The organism is Rhizobacter sp. Root1221, from assembly GCF_001425785.1.
Classification (GTDB): Bacteria; Pseudomonadota; Gammaproteobacteria; order Burkholderiales; family Burkholderiaceae_C; genus Rhizobacter.
In genome coordinates, this window is record NZ_LMDI01000012.1 from 297133 (window position 1) to 314285 (window position 17153).

Annotated in this window: 11 protein-coding genes; 4 read left to right on the top strand and 7 right to left on the bottom strand. The window is 69.8% G+C overall.

The window, feature by feature from the left end:
* The first annotated feature begins 44 nt into the window (after nt 1-44).
* A complete protein-coding gene (locus ASC87_RS11225; RefSeq protein ID WP_082568547.1) occupies nt 45-2141 on the top strand; it encodes a primosomal protein N' in 2097 nt (698 codons plus the stop codon).
* A gap of 732 nt (nt 2142-2873) precedes the next feature.
* Here ASC87_RS11225 and ASC87_RS11230 read toward each other — a convergent pair.
* Both ASC87_RS11230 and ASC87_RS11235 read right to left on the bottom strand, forming a co-directional pair.
* The gene (locus tag ASC87_RS11230; protein WP_162255147.1) at nt 2874-3068 is read right to left on the bottom strand and encodes a hypothetical protein; all 195 of its coding nucleotides are present in this window, start codon (nt 3066-3068) and stop codon (nt 2874-2876) included.
* Between the two features lie 93 nt (nt 3069-3161).
* A complete protein-coding gene (locus ASC87_RS11235; protein WP_056661008.1) occupies nt 3162-4322 on the bottom strand; it encodes an NAD(P)/FAD-dependent oxidoreductase in 1161 nt (386 codons plus the stop codon).
* A gap of 99 nt (nt 4323-4421) precedes the next feature.
* Here ASC87_RS11235 and ASC87_RS11240 point away from each other — a divergent pair, with 99 nt between their 5' ends.
* A complete protein-coding gene (locus ASC87_RS11240; RefSeq protein WP_056661011.1) occupies nt 4422-5243 on the top strand; it encodes a zinc-dependent peptidase in 822 nt (273 codons plus the stop codon).
* A 103-nt stretch (nt 5244-5346) separates the two neighbouring features.
* On the top strand, nt 5347-7203 hold the full coding sequence (gene sppA, locus ASC87_RS11245) for a signal peptide peptidase SppA (protein ID WP_056661014.1): 1857 nt from the start codon (nt 5347-5349) through the stop codon (nt 7201-7203).
* On the opposite strand, the gene ASC87_RS11250 is transcribed toward sppA, so the two are convergent.
* Together ASC87_RS11250 and ASC87_RS11255 are read right to left on the bottom strand one after the other, a co-directional pair.
* Nucleotides 7197-8153, bottom strand: a complete 957-nt coding sequence (locus ASC87_RS11250) for an AEC family transporter (RefSeq protein WP_056661017.1) — start codon at nt 8151-8153, stop codon at nt 7197-7199. The two genes, sppA and ASC87_RS11250, sit on opposite strands and share 7 nt — an antisense overlap.
* 12 nt (nt 8154-8165) lie before the next feature.
* The gene (locus tag ASC87_RS11255) at nt 8166-9680 is read right to left on the bottom strand and encodes an alkaline phosphatase (protein ID WP_056661020.1); all 1515 of its coding nucleotides are present in this window, start codon (nt 9678-9680) and stop codon (nt 8166-8168) included.
* 121 nt (nt 9681-9801) lie between these two features.
* Here ASC87_RS11255 and ASC87_RS11260 point away from each other — a divergent pair, with 121 nt between their 5' ends.
* Nucleotides 9802-11853, top strand: coding sequence for an ATP-dependent helicase (locus ASC87_RS11260; RefSeq protein WP_056661022.1), 2052 nt, complete (start codon nt 9802-9804; stop codon nt 11851-11853).
* A 91-nt stretch (nt 11854-11944) separates the two neighbouring features.
* On the opposite strand, the gene ASC87_RS11265 is transcribed toward ASC87_RS11260, so the two are convergent.
* The 3 genes from ASC87_RS11265 to ybaL form a co-directional block, all read right to left on the bottom strand.
* Complete coding sequence (locus ASC87_RS11265; RefSeq protein WP_056661026.1) at nt 11945-13411, bottom strand: DUF1501 domain-containing protein; 1467 nt, start codon at nt 13409-13411, stop codon at nt 11945-11947.
* Between the two features lie 9 nt (nt 13412-13420).
* A complete protein-coding gene (locus ASC87_RS11270) occupies nt 13421-15211 on the bottom strand; it encodes a DUF1800 family protein (protein ID WP_056661029.1) in 1791 nt (596 codons plus the stop codon).
* Between the two features lie 144 nt (nt 15212-15355).
* A complete protein-coding gene (gene ybaL / locus ASC87_RS11275; protein ID WP_056661032.1) occupies nt 15356-17059 on the bottom strand; it encodes a YbaL family putative K(+) efflux transporter in 1704 nt (567 codons plus the stop codon).
* Nucleotides 17060-17153 lie beyond the last annotated feature (94 nt).

Consider the following 17153-nt stretch of genomic DNA (forward strand, 5'->3'; position numbering starts at 1 on the left):
GTAAATCATGGCCTTAAGCCCGATGTCTCAAAGAGGCCTGAACATTGCCAGCTAACTCGCTGACTCCGGGTGACGGGGATTCCTGCCGGTTGTCGGTGGCCGTCGAGGCACCCCTTCACAGCGGCCTGCACGGCCCGCTGGACTATCTGTGTGAGCGACCGCTTCTTCCGGGAACGTTGGTACGTGTGCCGCTGGGCCGCCGTGACGTCCCGGGAGTGGTGTGGACCGACGCACCGGGTGAAGCCAGCGGCCACGCGTTGAAGGCAGTCGCCGAGGTGCTGGACGCTTTGCCGCCCTTGTTGCCACGTTGGTGCGACCTGGTGCGATTCACTTCCACCTATTACCAGCGGGGTCTGGGTGAGGTGGCGATGGCGGTGTTGCCGCCGGAGATTCGCAAGCTCGACAACGCCGGTCTCGGCAGCCGGATTGCGCGGCTCCGGAAGGCGTACGACAAGCCGTTGCCGGCCACCGAAGCCCCGCCTCGGCCGGACCTGACCACCGACCAGGCCGACGCACTCGCGAAACTTGCCGACGCCAACGCCCCCGGGGCCGCGCCGGTGGTGTTGTTGCACGGGCTGACCGGCAGCGGCAAGACCGAGGTGTACCTGCGGGCGGCCGAGGCCGCGCTCGCGGCTGGCCGCCAGGTGCTGGTGCTGGTGCCCGAGATCAACCTGACCCCGCAGCTCGAGGCGCGGTTTGCGGAACGGTTCGCGTCGGGCACTTCGCCGCGGCGCATCGTGTCGTTGCACAGTGGCCTGACCCCGGCCCAGCGCCTGAAGAACTGGCTGGCGGCCCACCTGGGCCTGGCCGACCTGGTGCTGGGCACACGCCTCGCCGTGTTTGCGCCGCTGCCGCGGCTGGGCCTCATCGTGGTCGACGAAGAGCACGACCCCTCGTTCAAGCAGCAGGAGGGCGCCCGGTATTCCGCGCGTGACCTGGCGGTGTACCGAGGCAAGCTGGAAGGGGCCTGCGTGGTGCTCGGATCGGCCACGCCCTCGCTCGAAAGCTGGCAACGGGCGGAACAGGGGCGGTACCTGCGGCTGACCCTCGCGAACCGCGTGGGGGGCGGGGTGTTGCCGCGCGTGCGCATCGCCGACATGAACCTGCTGCCGAAGGTGCGCGGGGCCACCACCGCGTTGTCGCCGGCCCTGGTGGCCGCGCTCGCGACGCGCATCGAACGGGGCGAACAGAGCCTCGTGTTCCTGAACCGCCGGGGTTATGCGCCAGTGCTGCATTGCACCGACTGCGGCTGGAAAAGCGGGTGCCCGCACTGCAGCGCCTGGCGCGTGTTCCACAAGCTCGATCGCACGCTGCGCTGCCACCATTGTGGTTTCACGCAGCCCGTGCCGCGGGCCTGCCCCGACTGCGGCAACCTCGACATCGCCCCGCTGGGCCAGGGCACCGAACGCCTCGAGGAACAGCTGGCGGCGGCACTGCCCGGCGCGCGCATGGCCCGCATCGATGCCGACACCACGAAGCTGAAGGGTTCGCTCGAGGCCAGCCTGACGTCGGTGCACGCGGGTGAGGTGGACGTGCTCGTGGGCACGCAGATGATCACGAAGGGCCACGACTTCCGCCGCATCACGCTCGTGGCCGCGGTGAACCCCGACAGTGCACTGTTCAGCAGTGATTTCCGTGCACCCGAGCGCCTGTTTTCGCTGCTGATGCAGGCGGCCGGCCGAGCCGGACGCGATGCGGCGCAGGCCGATCGCAGCGAGATGTGGGTGCAGACCTGGCACCCGACCCACCCGGTGTACACGGCGTTGCGCCAGCACGATTTCCATTCGTTCGCGGCCAGCCAGCTGAAGGAGCGCGAGATCGCCGGCTTGCCGCCGTACGTGCACCTCGCGCTGATGCGGGCCGAAGCCCGAACGCCCGAGGCGGCGCGCGATTTCCTGCAGGCCGCGGCCGACCTGGCCGGCACGTTGCCTGGCGCGGCCGACCTGCTGATCTACCCGCCGGTCCCCACCACCATCGCCCGCGTGGCGGGGGTGGAGCGCATGCAGATGCTGGTGGAGGGCAATGCCCGATCGCAACTGCAGCGCGTGCTGTCGCCATGGATGGCCGAGTTGCCGTCGTTGCGCAGCACCCACAAAGGCGTGCTGCGCTGGGCCTTGGACGTCGACCCCTTGGCCATCTGAAGTAAAGCGAGCGAAGCGAAGCGCCAGATCAAGCCACCCGCGAGGACCGGCTTTGCCGGCCGACCCGGGGTCGCCCCCTGGGGGCAGGAGGCGCCAGCCGACTGGGGGGCCCTTGGCGACGCGCCATTGATTCTCGAAATGGGCAGCATCTTCGTCACTGCGCGGCTTCACGGCCAACAGGATGCCGCCATCGCGGATGCCGGCGTCGTAGGTCTTGAGGCGTTCTTCGGGGATGCCCCAGCCGATCAGTGCGCCGACGATGCCGCCGGTGGCCGCGCCTGCACCTGCGCCGGCCACAGCCGCAGCCAGCGGGCCGGCGATCACGAGGCCGAGGCCCGGAATGGCGAGGGTGGTGCCCACGGCGGCGATGGCCGCGGCAATAGCGCCCACGGTGCCGCCGATGGCACCGCCCACGCCGGCCCCTTCCGCGGCCTTCGAACCGAGTTCGCTGACACGCATGTCGTCGGCGAAGTAGCGGTCACGCGTTTCCTTGGACATCGCGAGGTTGACGTCGTTGCGGCTGTAGCCGCGGTCCTGCACGGATCGGTACGCCTGTTCGGCGCTGTCGCGGTCGCGGAAGAGTCCGGTGACGAGGGGTCCGGTGTTGCTCATGGCAGTCTCCTGGAAGTGGCCCCGCGCCGGTTGCGCGGGGAGAGTCCAAAGGATGCCGAGAGACGGCCCGGGCAGGCAGCGGACGGCAGCGCGCCCGCCGGTGGTCCGCCTCCTACAGGGTCAGCGGCGCGACGCGGCCTTCAGCCGCGCGAACCGCTGGCGCACCAGCGGTGCCGACAGCATCAGGGCCGCGGACGCGGCCAGCGCCATGGGCACGAAGGAGCCGGTGGCTTCCATCGACCAGGCGCCGATCAGGATCAGGACAAGGCCGAGCAGGTAGAGCTGGACCGAGCGTTGGCGGAGGAAGTTGTGCATGGCGGTCATCGAATGAGGAGCGTCGATGCCCCAGTGTGCGGCCCTGGCCGCCACCGTGGGCAGAAATAACGCGGGAAATCTCACGCCTGTTCGTCAGACGAGCAGGCCGGGCACTTGCGTGGCGAGCGCCTGGCGCTGCTTGGTGGCGGCGCCGAGCAGCGCAAAACCCAGCAACTGGCCATCGCCGCGGTGGAAACGCGCGTCGCAGCCATCGTCGGTGAGTTCGACGGTCCACGCGCCCGAGGCGTCGAGCGGCGGCGGACAAACCACCGTGGGGCAGGCCGGCGTCTTCACGATGACCGGCATCGCCGGGTACACCACCGGGGTGGGGTTGCCGGCCAGCGTGGCGGCCAGCGCGCGGGCCTGCTGCATGATGGGCATCACGTACGGCAGCGTGTGGCCGTCCACCTCGGCGCAGTCGCCCAGCGCGTGCACGTGGCCGGCACTGGCGGCCAGCAGCCGGTTCGTGACGATGCCGCGGTTCACCTGCAGGCCGGCTTCGGCCGCGAGCGTGGTGCGCGGGCGCAGCCCGATCGCCGACAGCACGAGGCCGGCATCGAGCGCCTGGCCGTCGCTGAGCGTGACGCGCAGGCCATTTCCTGCGTCACCCACACGGTCCACACGCACCGCAGACACCCCGAAGCGGAACTGCGCTCCCGCTTCGGCCAGCTTGGCGCGCAGGCGTTCGCTGGCCGCTTCCGGCAGCAGGCGCGGCAGCACACGCGGGGCCAGGTCGATCACCGTGGGGACGATGCCGCGCGACAGCAGGTCGTTGGCGAACTCGCAGCCGATCAGGCCGGCGCCGAGGATGGCCACCGACGTGACGCCGTCGAGGCGCCCGGCAAACGTGGCGTAGTCGTCGAGGTCGTTGACGGACAGCACGGTGTCGGCGGCATCGCCTTCGAGCGGCAGCCGGATCGGGTCGGCGCCCACGGCAAACACCAGGTCGCGGTAGCCAATGCGGGTGCCGTCGGCCAGCTCGACGGTGCGGGCGGCGGTGTCGATGCGCGACACCGTGGCGCGGTTGTGGATGGTGGCGTTCAGCTCGGCCACCATCTTGTCGCTGTCCTTCATCACGAGGCTGGCCGCCGTCTTGTTGCCGGCCAGCGCGTTCGACAGCATGGGTTTGGAATAGAAACCGCCGTGGTCGCGGCTCACGAGGACCAGCGGGGTGTCCTTGTCGAGTTTGCGGAATTCGCGGGCGAGCGTGAAACCGGCGAGGCCGGTGCCGAGGATGACGACGGAGGCAGACATGGGCGAGGGGGGATGAGCGAACCGGGTAGCCTAACAGGGCATTGAAATCCGCCGCTGCGGCACCCATCTGCAGCATTCCTCCACCTCAGGACGCGGGCCGTGCTCACCCTGCTGATCGTCATGAGCCTGGCCGCGGTGTACGTGGGCTGGCTGGTCGCCGAACCCTGGTTCATCGCGCGGCGCCGCGCCCGGTGGCGTGCGTTGCCGTTCCCGGCTGAATGGCGCGCCATCCTGCGCCGCCGCGTGCCGTATTTGCGCGGGCTGCCGGCCGACCTGCAGCTGCAGCTCAAGCAGCACATGCAGGTGTTCCTCCGCGAAAAGGCTTTCATCGGCTGCCGCGGATTGGAAATCACCGACGAGGTGCGCGTGACGATCGCAGCGCAGGCCTGCCTGCTGCTGCTGAACCGCCCCACCGACTACTACCCGAACCTGCGGCAGGTGCTCGTGTATCCCGGCGCGTTCCTGGTGGATCGGGTGCATGCCGACGGCAGCGGCGTGCAGCAGGACCAGCGCCAGGCGCTGGCGGGTGAATCCTGGTCGCAGGGGCAGGTGATCCTGTCGTGGGACGACACGTTGTCGGGCGCGGCCGTGGCCGACGACGGCCAGAACGTCGTGATCCACGAGTTCGCCCACCAGCTCGACCAGGAAAACGGCCCCGCCAACGGCGCCCCGCCGCTTGGCCCCACGCAGCGCCGCGCCCGGTGGGCGCAGGTGATGGGCGAGGGGTTCGCCCAGCTGGTGAACCAGGCGGCCGTGGGCGAGCCGTCGTTGCTCGGCACCTATGGCGCCACGAACCCCGCCGAGTTCTTCGCGGTGGCCACCGAGGTGTTTTTCGAGCAACCCGTGCCGCTGGCCGCCGAACAGCCCGCGCTGTACCGGGAACTCGCCTCGCTGTACCGGGTGGATCCGTTGACCTGGTGAGTGGGGCGCCGGCCCCGAACCGGCGCCGGGCTGTTTCCGGGTTGGAACCCTTACAGTGTCGGGTGACGCACCCGCGATGACTTTGCCCCCAGAAGGAGCACCCATGCCCTATCCCCGCCTCGCCGCCACCGGCCGGTTTGTCAGCCGCCTGTGGTCGGTGGTCGATGGCACCCGCCGCCTCCTGCTGAACCTGCTGTTCCTGTTGCTCGTGGTGATCCTTGCCGTTGCGGTGCTGCGCGGCGGCGCTGCGCCGCTGTCCGACAAGACCACGCTGGTGCTGAACCTGCGGGGCAAGCTCGTCGAGCAGCGGTCGGTCACGGCACGTGAGGCGGCGCTGGCGCAGGTGGGCGCGGGCCGGGTCTCGGTGGACACGCAACTGCGCGACGTGCGCACCGTGCTCGATGCCGCCGCGAAGGACCCTCAGATCCACAACGCGCTGCTGGTGCTCGACGACTTCGGCGGGGCCGGCCTGCCGGCGCTGCACGAGGCGGCGGCTGCCATCGCGCGGTTCCGTGCCACGGGCAAGAAGGTGATCGCCTGGGGTGCCAGCTACGACCAGCGGCAGTACTTCCTGGCCGCGCAGGCCGACGAGGTGCTGCTGCACCCGATGGGCGTGGTCTTCGTGCAAGGCTACGGCGGCTACCGCAACTACTACCGCGAGGCGCTCGACCGCATCGGCGTGACGGTCAACCTCGTGCGGGTCGGCACCTTCAAGGACGCCGCCGAGGCCTACATCGCCGACGGCCCGTCGCCCGAATCCACCGAGGCCAGCCGGTCCCTGTACGGCGGCCTGTGGACCACGTACACGCAGGACGTCGAAAAGGCCCGCAAGCTGCCGGCCGGCGCGCTCGAAGCGCTGATCGCCGACCTGCCGAAGCGCCTGGCCACGGCGGGAGGCGACTCGGCCAAGCTCGCGCTCGACAGCAAGCTCGTCGACGGCTTGAAGACCCTCGACCAGGTGCGCGAGCAACTCATCCAGGCGGGCGCCGCCACGGCCGACGGCAAGACGTTCCGCCAGGTGCCGTTCGACGCCTACCTGGCCCGCCAGGTCACGTCGTTCGTGGGCGATGCGATCGGCGTGGTGGTGGCAGAGGGTGCCATCGTCGACGGTGCCGCGCCGGCCGGTTCGGTGGGCGGGCTGTCCACGGCCGACCTGATCCGCCAGGCGCGCCTCGACGACAAGGTCAAGGCGGTGGTGTTGCGCGTGAACTCGCCGGGCGGCAGCCCGTTTGGCTCCGAGCTGATCCGCCGCGAACTCGAACTGACCCGGTCGGCCGGCAAGCCGGTGATCGTGTCCATGGGGGACGTGGCTGCGTCCGGGGGCTACTGGATCTCGATGGCCGCCGACGAGGTCGTGGCCGACCCGGCCACCGTGACCGGCTCCATCGGCGTCTTCGCGCTGCTGCCGCGCGCCGACAAGGCGCTCGACAAACTCGGCGTGCACACCGACGGCGTGCAGACCACGTGGCTCGTGGGCGCGGGGGACGCCCGCCGGCCGCTCGACCCGCGCTTTGCCGACGTGATGCAGGCCAACATCAACCACGTCTACGGGCAGTTCACGGCGCTGGCCGCGAAGGCCCGCAAGAGCACGCCCGAGGCCATCGACAAGGTGGCGCAGGGCCGGGTGTGGACGGGGTCGCAAGCCCGTGAACGCGGACTGGTCGACACCCTCGGCGGCTTCGACGTGGCGTTGAAGGCGGCGGCCACCCGGGCCAAGCTCGACGGCACGCCGCGGGTGGTGTACATCGAGCCCGAACGCAGCCGCTTCGACCGTTTCGTCGGCCTGTTCGGCGGGGTGGCCGCGCAGGCGGCGGTCGCGCAGTTCGAGGCCCGGATGCCGGGGCTGCGGCCGCCGGAAGTGGCGCGCCAGGCGCAGGACGAGCTCGCGTGGCTGGTGCGGCTTGCGGACGGCACCAACCCGTTCGCGTCGCTCGCTCACTGCCTCTGCTCGCCCTACTGACGCATCAGCGCGGCAAAGCCCGAGAACGTGGCGAACGAGAGCACGGTGGTGGCCATGATGATGCGCGCCACGCGGCCGTTGTCGGCGCCGTGCCGTTCGGCCAGCATCGACACGTTGCTGGCGCTGGGCAGTGCCGATGCCAGCACCAGCACCGTGAGGCCATAGGCCGGCACGTCGAACCCCGCCGCGCGCGCGGCCAGGCCCGCGCCCAGCACCAGCAGCGGGTGCAGGAAGAGCTTCACGGCTGCCACCGGCAGGAAGTGCGCGGGCGGCGTGCGCGTGTGGGCGTGCCGCCCGGCACGCCACAGCACAGCCCCGATCGTGAACAGCGCCACCGGGGACGCGGCGTCTGCCAGCATGCGGATGACCTGGTCCACCGGGCCGGGCAGCTGCAACCCGCTGGCCGCCTTCACCGCCCCGAGGGCGATGGCCCATGGCAGCGGGTTGCTGAACGCGCCGCGCAACGCACGGGCCAGCGGTGACGGGCCGGTGGGATGGTGCGTGCCGGACCCGGATTCCGCGATCGCGATGCACAACGAACTGGTCAGCGCCAGGTCCACGAGCACCGTGGTGATGACCGGGCCGGCCGCTCGTTCACCGAACAGCGCCACCAGCAACGGCACGCCCATGAACCCCGTGTTGGGGAACGCGGCCACCAGCCCGCCGAAGGCCGCGTCCTTCAGGCCCACCTGGCGCCGGGTGGCGGCCACGGTGCCTGCCACGACCACCAGTGCGCACACCGCGTAGATGCCGAGCAGCGCGGGGTCGATCAGCTGCGCGAACGGCATGCTGGCGCCGAAGCGGAACAGCAGGCAGGGCAGCGCAAAGAAAAGCACGAAGGCGTTGAGCCCGGGGATCGCGGACTCGGGCAGGAACCCGCGCCATGCGGCGGCGTAACCGCAGAACACAAGCGCAAAAAACGGGAGGGTGACCGGGAGGATGGACGACATGATCCGGCGAGCCTACCCGCGCAATGCGCCGGCGCGGCCGGCTTCGACGTGGAAGGTGGCCGCCGTCTTGATGGTGGCCGCCGGATCGGCGGCGTCGCTGACCACCCGCAGGCGGGCGTCGAGCATGCCGGGGGCCAGCCGGAAGGCCATGTAGCCCCGCTCGTCGCGGCGGCCGTAGTGCACGTGCGGGTTCCACGGCAGGGCGGCGTCCAGCACGGCCTGCGGCCGCCCGTGGCTCGAGATCGACGTGCCGCAGAACTCCGTGGCGATGGGCGGGGCGTCGGGCCGGCGCTTCAGGTCGACGACCCAGTTCGTGTGGGTGTCGCCGCCCAGCACCACCGGGTTCGCCACCCGGTGGTCGGCCAGGGTGTCGAGTACGCGGGCCCGTGCCCCGGGGTAACCGGACCAGCCGTCCGTCCACACCCGCTCGCCGCCCTGCCGCCACGTGAACGGTGCCATCAGCGTCTGCTGCGCGATGAAATTCCAGCGCACGCCGCCGGCCGACAAGCCCTCGGTCAACCAGCGCTCCTGGCCGGCGCCCAGCAGCGTGCGCGCCGGGTCGGCCAGTTCGGCGCAGTGGTCCACGTCCACGGTGTTGCCCCCGGCGCGGCCGGGCGGCGGGCAGGCCGCGGGGTCGCGGTACTGGCGGTCGTCGAGCACGTGGAAGCGGGCCAGCGCGCCCCAGTCGAAGCGGTCGAACACCTGCAGGCCGGGCCCGTGCGGGCGGGTGGCCGGGGGCACCGGCATGTTCTCCCACCACACCTGGTAGGCCCGTGCGCGGCGGGCGAGGAACGCGGGGCTCATGAACTGTGACTGCGTGCCGCCGTAGTCGTTCTGCACCTCGTGGTCGTCCCACGTGATGATCCATGGGGCGCTGGCATGCGCACGCTGCAGATCGGGGTCGCGCTTGTACTGCGCGTAGCGGGCGCGGTACTGCGCCAGCGTGCGGGTGTCGGTGAGGCCCTGGTGCATGCGCACGCCACCGGGCACCGGGGCGTATTCGTAGATGTAGTCGCCCAGGAAGAGCACCACGTCGGGAGACTCGTCCGCCAGGTGGCGCCACGCGGCGTAGTGGCCGTGGTCCCAGCGCTGGCACGACGCGATCGCGAACGACACGGCGTCGAGGCTGCCGGCCGCTGGCGCCGTGCGGGTGCGGCCGGTGCGGGACACGTGCCCCATCGCCGAGAAGCGGTACCAGTACCAGCGGGCCGGCTCCAGGCCGGCGACAAGCACATGCACGCTATGCCCCCAGTCGGCTTCCGCGGTGGTGGTGCCGGTCTGAACGACTTGGCGGAAGGCCTCGTCGGTGGCCATCTCCCATTTCACCGGCACGACGGGGTCGAGGCGGATGTCGGGGTCGAGCCGGGTCCAGATCACGAGGCGGTCGGGCCGGGGGCACCCCGACGCCACACCCAGGCCGAAACATGGTTCGCGCGACCCGAGGTTGACGCATCCGACGAGGGCGGGGGCGACACCGGCCCCCAGGGCGAGGTTCAGCAGGTGGCGGCGTTGGGGATCGAAAGGCATGCGGTCGGCAATTGGAACGATCATTTCACGCTAGCACAGAGCACGATCAAAGGGCATCGGCGGGCGTCGCTATGATGCCCCGCCACCCCCTCTTGTTCTGCCCCTTCCGGACCGCGCGCCCATGTCTGCCGAAGCCCCTTCCCTGAACGACGCCCAGATGGCGGCCGTGCATCACCTCGACGGCCCGTGCCTCGTGCTCGCGGGCGCCGGCTCCGGCAAGACGCGGGTGATCACGCACAAGATCGGGCGGCTGCTGCAGGCGGGTTACGCGCCCGGGCAGATCGCGGCCATCACGTTCACGAACAAGGCCGCGCAGGAAATGCGCGAGCGCGCCAAGGAACTGATCGGCGGCAAGGCCTCGAAGAACCTCGTGATCAGCACGTTCCACTCGCTCGGGGTACGGCTGCTGCGTGCCGAAGGCGCGCGCCTCGGCTTGAAGGACAAGTTCAGCATCCTCGGCGGCGACGACGTGCTCGGCATCCTGAAGGACGCCGGGGGCACCACCGACATCAACCTGGCGCGGCGCTGGCAGTGGACCATCAGCCTCTGGAAGAACCAGGGCTTCGACAGCGACGAGGCCGAGGCCGCGGCGCTCGACGACGACGAGCGCGTGGCCGCGCGGGTGATGAAGCTCTACGAGGAGCGGCTCACGGCCTACCAGGCTGTCGATTTCGACGACCTGATCAGCATGCCCCGCAAACTGCTGCAGCGCGACGAGGAGTGCCGCCTGAAGTGGCAGGACACGCTGCGCTACGTGCTGGTCGACGAGTACCAGGACACCAACGCGATCCAGTACGAGCTGCTGAAGTCGCTGGTGGGTGAACGCGCCATGTTCACCGCGGTGGGCGACGACGACCAGAGCATCTACGGCTGGCGCGGCGCCACCATCGAGAACCTGCGCCGCCTGCCGCAGGAGTACCCGAACCTGAAGGTGATCCCGCTCGAGCAGAACTACCGCTCCACCGGGTACATCCTGCGCGCGGCGAACAACGTGATCGGCAACAACCCGAAGCTGTTCGAGAAGAAGCTGTGGAGCGCGTTCGGCGATGGCGAGCCGGTGACGCTGGTGGAGTGCGACAACGAGGAACACGAGGCCGAGCGCGCGGTGGCGCGCATCGAGAGCCTGCGCGGCCAGGGCGGCGAGGTGGCGTTCAAGGACTTCGCGGTGCTGTACCGCGCGAACCACCAGGCCCGGGTCTTCGAGAAGGCGCTCCGCAAGGCCAACATCCCGTACAAGGTGTCGGGTGGCCAGAGCTTCTTCGAACGCACCGAGATCCGCGACCTGTGCGCGTGGTTGCGCCTGCTGGTGAACAACGACGACGACCCCGCGTTCCTGCGCGCCGTGACCACCCCGAAGCGGGGCATCGGCCACCAGACGCTCGCCGCGCTCGGCGAGTTCTCCGGCAAGTGGAAGGTGAGCCTGTTCGAGGCGCTGTTCGCCGAGAGTCTCGGCGTGTCGATGAAACCCGCGGCGGTGGCGTCGTTGCACGAGTTCGGCCGCATGGTGAACGACCTCGAGTACCGCGCACGCCACACCAGTGGCTCGGAGGACGCCAAGGCACTGCTGATGGGCTGGCTGACCGACATCGACTACGAAAAGCACCTCTACGAGGGCGACGACAGCGAGAAGGTGGCCGCGGGCCGCTGGTCCAACGTGATGGACTTCGTGGCCTGGATTGCCAAGCGCTGTGGCGGCGAGATCGAAAACGACGGGGGCGCCACCTTCGAGACCGAACGCAAGACCGTGCTCGACGTGGCCCAGACCATCTCGGTGATCATCAGCCTCGCCGAACGCGGTGACGACCAGGACCAGGTGACCCTGTCCACGCTGCACGCATCGAAGGGCCTCGAATGGCCGCACGTGGTGCTGGCCGGGGTCAACGAAGGCCTGCTGCCGTTTCGCAGCGAGGACGACGACATGACTCCGCAGCGCCTGGAAGAGGAGCGTCGCCTGATGTACGTGGGCATCACCCGCGCCCGCCGCACGCTGGCGGTCAACGTGCTGCGCCGCCGCAAGAAGGGCCGCGAGTTCGTGCAGGGCGTGCCCAGCCGCTTCATTGGCGAGATGAAGCTGGACGAAGAGACCGCGAAGGAAGATCCGCGCGAGAAACTGAAGGCGCTGCGCGCGGCGGCCGCGGCGCGGGCGGCGAGCAAGGTCGATGTGCCCGAATAGCCTGGTCATCCCGGCGAACGCCGGGACCCACTTTCGGTTGGCGCGCCAAGGGTCCGGTGGGCCCCGGTTTTCACCGGGGTGACCGGCCCTGTCAGACGAAGCCGAGTTTCTTGGTCGAGAAGTTCTTCAGATTTGGCAGCACGTTCAGCAGTTGTGCATCGCTGACCCCGAGCCACCCGAGCAGCGTGGCCGCGTACTGGTCCACCGACGTGGTGGGGATCCACCGGCCCTGGCGCTCCCACGAATCGACCCCCACGTCATCGGGGCCGGCGAGTTCGAGCGTGGGGTAGGTGCCGTAGGTGGCGCCGCCCTTCACCGCTCCGCCGATCACGAGGTGCTGGTTGCCCCACGCGTGGTCGGTGCCGGTGCTGTTGTTGGGCGTGAAGGTGCGGCCGAAGTCGCTCTGCGTGAACGCGGTGACGGCGTCGGACATGCCGATGGCTTTCATCGCGGTGTAGAACGCGCCGAGCGCGTCACCCAGTTCCTTCAGCAGGCGGGCGTGTTCCCCTTCGGTGGGCGAGCCGGTGACCAGCTGGTTGCCGTGGGTGTCGAAGCCACCCATCTGCGCGAAAAACACCTGCCGGCTGCCGAGCACGGTGTCGCGCTTGAACACCATCTTCGCGATCTGGTACATCTGCCTGGCCATGCCGGTGGTCAGGGTGCCGTCGGCCTTCTTGAGGGGCGCGAACGCCGCGTCGATGGCCGCGAACGCGGTGTCGCTGCCGGGCTTGACCTTCACGAGGGCGCCCAGCCGGTCGGACACGCTGAACGCGTTGCGCTGCGCGGCGGTGAACGCGTTGGCGAGGTCGAGCGGCTGGCTCTCGGCGTACAGCGTGTCGATGGCCTTCTTGCGCGCCGCGTTGGTGGCGTAGGTGAGGTCGGCGGGCTGCAGGTTGTAGGCGCCGAACACGTCACCCGGTCTCTCGGGCAGCACGAGCGGCGACTGCGTGTCGGACAGGCCGAAGCGGGCGCTGCCGCCCACCGAGATCACCGGGTTCGCGGTGTTCAACGCCACCGAGGCGCGGCCGCCCCATCCGGTGCGGGTCAGCGTGTCGGTGGTGCCGTTTTCCCAGAGGTTCTGCTGGTCGGAGTGGGAATACAGGTTGTCGGGGAGCAGGTCGGAGCTGTCCGGTTCGGCGCGGAACTGCGCCTTCGTGAGTGGCTTGTAGAGCGTGCCCACGTTGAAGACCGGTGCGAGCTTGCCGTCACCCCAGGCCGCCGACAGCCCGGCCAGCGCCGGGTGCAGCCCGTAGGACACACCGGTGAGCGGCACCAGGTTGGCCACCGGCAGGTGCAGCCCCGAGCGCACGGCCTTGTACTGGTTGTGGCGGGCCGTGTCGGTGGGGACGATGGTGTTCAGGCCGTCGTTGCCCCCATACAGGAAGATGCAGACGAGCGCCTTGTAGTCGGACGACTGGGCCGACGCCGCTGACGCCATCATCAGGTTCGCGAGGCTGCCGGTGCCGAGGGCACCGGCCAGGCCGGCGCTCGATCGGGTGAGCCACTGGCGGCGGTTCATCGCGGAAGCGGGCGAGGCGTGGTGAGGGTGGTGTGACATGGTAAAGCCTCAGCGTTGAACGTGGTACTGCGGCGAACCGAACACCAGGTAGGCGGCCGCCTTCGTGCGGGCGGTGGCGTTGGTGCCCGCCGCCTCGACGGCCTTGATGACCTCGGCACGGGACGTGGCCGACAGCGTGCGGCCGATCGCCAGCATCGACAGGCGGTCCACCAGCGTGCCGGCGTTGGCCGCATCGGCGGCGAAGGCGGTCAGGTCGATCGCCGTGCCGGTGGCCGGGATGGCGGTGGAATTGGCGGCGGGGGTGCCTCCCCAGTCGATCAGGTACGTCAGGTAGTTGAGACGGCCGAGGGCGGTGTTGGCATTGTGGATGCCGAACGTGGGGCCCACGAGCTGCGTGCCGGGCACCGGGTAGTCGGGTGGGTAGTAGTTGAACACCGACGGCGGGCGGAACATGTGCTGGCGCATCAGGTCGCCCCACTGCCAGCTGAGCGCGTCGCCGTCGGTCTTGCCGTTCAGCGCGCGCAGCACGCCGGTGAACATCTGCACCGGTTCGCGCAGCTTGCCGGCGGTGGCCGCGGGCGTGGCGGCACGGGCTTCTTCGTCGAGCAGCACGGCCGCCACGGTGGCCTTCAGGTCACCGGCCACGCCGGTGCCGAACGACTGGTACTTGCCGGCCTGGAAGGCCGCGGCCACCCGGGCCACGTAGGCCTTCGACGGGTTGCTGGACACCAGGTGCTGGATCAGCTGCTTGCTGACGAACGGCGCGGTGTTCGGGTGGGCCATCAGGCTGTCGAGCACGGTGGTGAGCGCTGCGTCGGCCTTGTGGCCGCTGGCGAGCTTGTAGCCGTTGAGCAGGTCGCGGGCTTCCGTGTCGTGGAACTTGTCGACCTTGACCATGTCACCGTCGTAGTAGCGGCAGTTCGCCCCCGTGGGGTAGCAGCCGTACGACGTGGCACCCCCGGCCGGGTACGTCCAGCCGGTGAGGGCGAAGGCGTACGCCCGCACGGTGTCGTTCGTGTAGGTGGGCGTGCACTTGCCGCCCTTCAGAGAGCCGTCGGAGGTCAGCTCGCAGGTGCCGATGGAAAACAGCTGCAGCAGCTCTCGCGCGAAGTTCTCGTTCGGCGCGGCACGATCGTTGTTGGCGTTGTTGAGGAAGTCACCCATCACCGGTGACAGCGTCACCTTGCGCAGCACCTCGCGGTAGTTGCCGAACGACAGGTCGAGCAGGTTGTTGTGGTACTTGCGGAAGCCGTACGTGCCGCTCACCTCGACGCTGCTGACCACGAGGATCTGCTGCAGCGCGAACGCGACACGTTGGCGCAGCTGGTCGGGCTGGCCGAGCGCGTTGCGGTAGAAGTCCCAGAGGAGCGGCTCGGTGGAATACCAGTCGCGCCAGCAGTTCACGCCCTTGCCGGTGCAGAAGTCGGCCGACGAGGTCCACTTGTGGATGTCAGGCCCGTTGCCACTGGTGTAGCGCGACGAGGCGGGCAACGCCATCTGCTCGGCCACCCACGTGCCGGGGCCCTTGGCCTTGATGGTGGTGATGAGCGCTTCCGTGGGGCCGAACGAAGCCTGGTCGGCGAGGCGCACCGCGTCAGCCTGGGTGGTGGGGGCCGGCGGTGGGGGCGGCGGTGGCGGTGGGGAGGCCGGGGGCGGCGTTGCCGCGGGTTCGTCGGACGAAGGGGCGCCTGCGGCCGGCGCACCCGCGGACGGCGTGTCGCTGCCACCACTGCCGCCGCACCCGGCCAGCGCCGCGGTGAACACGGCCGCGGCCGTCACCGCGTGCCAGCGCGACCGCCAATGCCCCGATTCCGGAGCGGAAGAACGTTCATCGACCATGACAGACCCACCCTGTATTTGCTTGCAAAAGCGCCGCCGGTTGTCACTGAGGGACAAACCTGGTCACCTCACCCGGGGAAACCGGGGAGATCGGCGCGCAGGAAGCATTGCAGCAGGAAGGGTGCCGCCCGCTGTTACGGGATGTCAGGGCAGTGCCATGCGGGCCAGCACGTGGGCGGACATGCCCCGCGCCAGCTCGTGTTCACCGACGAACACCTTGCCCACGAGGTCGCGTTCCAGGAGTTCGGCCTCGCTCTCGTTGTGGCTGCGCACGATCACCTCGATGGAGGGGTTCAGCAGCCGGGCCGTCTCCACCATCTTGCGCACGTTGAAGGCATCCGGCACTGCGATGACCAGCATGCCGGCCCGGGCGATGTGCGCCTGGATCAGCACGGCCGGATCGGCGGCGTCACCCGCCACCGCGGGGATGTTGCGCGAGCGCAGCATCTCGACCACCTCGCGCTGTTCGTCGGCCACCACGAAGGGCACACGGTGTTCGGTCAGCGTGCGCGCGATGCGCCGCCCCACCCGGCCGTAGCCCACCAGCACGACCTGGCCTCGCAGCAGGTTGGCGTCCACGGTGATCGGCAGTTCGGCCAGCGGGTCGTCGCGGGCCTCCAGCCGGCGCGCGAGCGGCGAATGCTTGCGGATCCACGCCTGTGCCGGTTCGATGGCGGCGAACAGCGCGGAGTTCAGCGCGATGGAGATCAGCGCGCCGGCGAGGATCAGGCTCTGGCCGGTGGCCGGCAGCAGCTTCATCTGCAGCCCCAACCCGGCGAGGATGAACGAGAACTCGCCGATCTGCGCGAGGCTCACGCCCACCGTCAGCGCCGTGTTGAGCGGGTAGCGGAAGGCCAGCACCAGCGCGAACGCGGCGAGGGTCTTGCCCACCATGATGATCAGCACCACGACCAGCACCTTCAGCGGTTCGTCCACCAACACCATGGGGTCGAACAACATACCGACGGACACAAAAAACAGCACGGAAAACGCATCCCGCAACGGCAGCGATTCCTCGGCCGCGCGGTGGCTGAATTCCGACTCGCGCATCATCATCCCGGCAAAAAAGGCGCCGAGCGCAAACGACACGTCGAAGAGCCTGGCCGAGGCGTAGGCCACGCCGAGTGCCGCTGCCACCACGCACAGCGTGAACAGTTCACGGGAGCCGGTGCGGGCCACCAGCCACAGCAGCTTCGGGAACGCCCAGCGGCCCACCACCAGCATCAGCGCCATGAACACCGACACCTTGGCGAGCGTGAGGCCCAGTGTCACGGCGATGCCGCGGCCCGGCTCGGCGAGGGCCGCCGGTGCGGGGTCGCCGCCGAGCAGGCCGGCCAGCGGCGGCAGCAGCACGAGCACCAGCACCATCGCCAGGTCCTCGACGACGAGCCAGCCCACCGCGATGCGGCCGTTGACGGATTCGAGCACCCCGCGGGCCTCGAGCGCCCGCAGCAGCACCACGGTGCTTGCCACCGACAGCGCCAGGCCGAACACGAGGCCCGCCCCGAGGTTCCAGCCCCACCAGGTGGCAGTGCCCACGCCCATCAGCGTGGCCACGGTGATCTGCAACACCGCGCCGGGAATGGCGATGCGGCGCACCGCGAGCAGGTCGGACAGCGAGAAGTGCAGCCCCACGCCGAGCATCAGCAGCATCACGCCGATCTCGGCCAGCTGCCCGGCCAGTGCCACGTCGGCGACAAACCCCGGCGTGGCCGGGCCGATCACGATCCCGGCGAGCAGGTAGCCCACCAGCGGCGGCAGCTTCAGCCGGGCCGCGACGAAGCCCAGCACCATCGCCAGGCCGAGCCCGACGGCGATGGTGGAGATGAGGCTGGCGTCATGCGGCATGCGGGCTCCTCCAGGGTGAACGCGGTGGATCGGATGGTCCGGGTCAGTTTATCGGCAGAAACGAAAACGCCTCCACGAAGGAGGCGTTTCATAG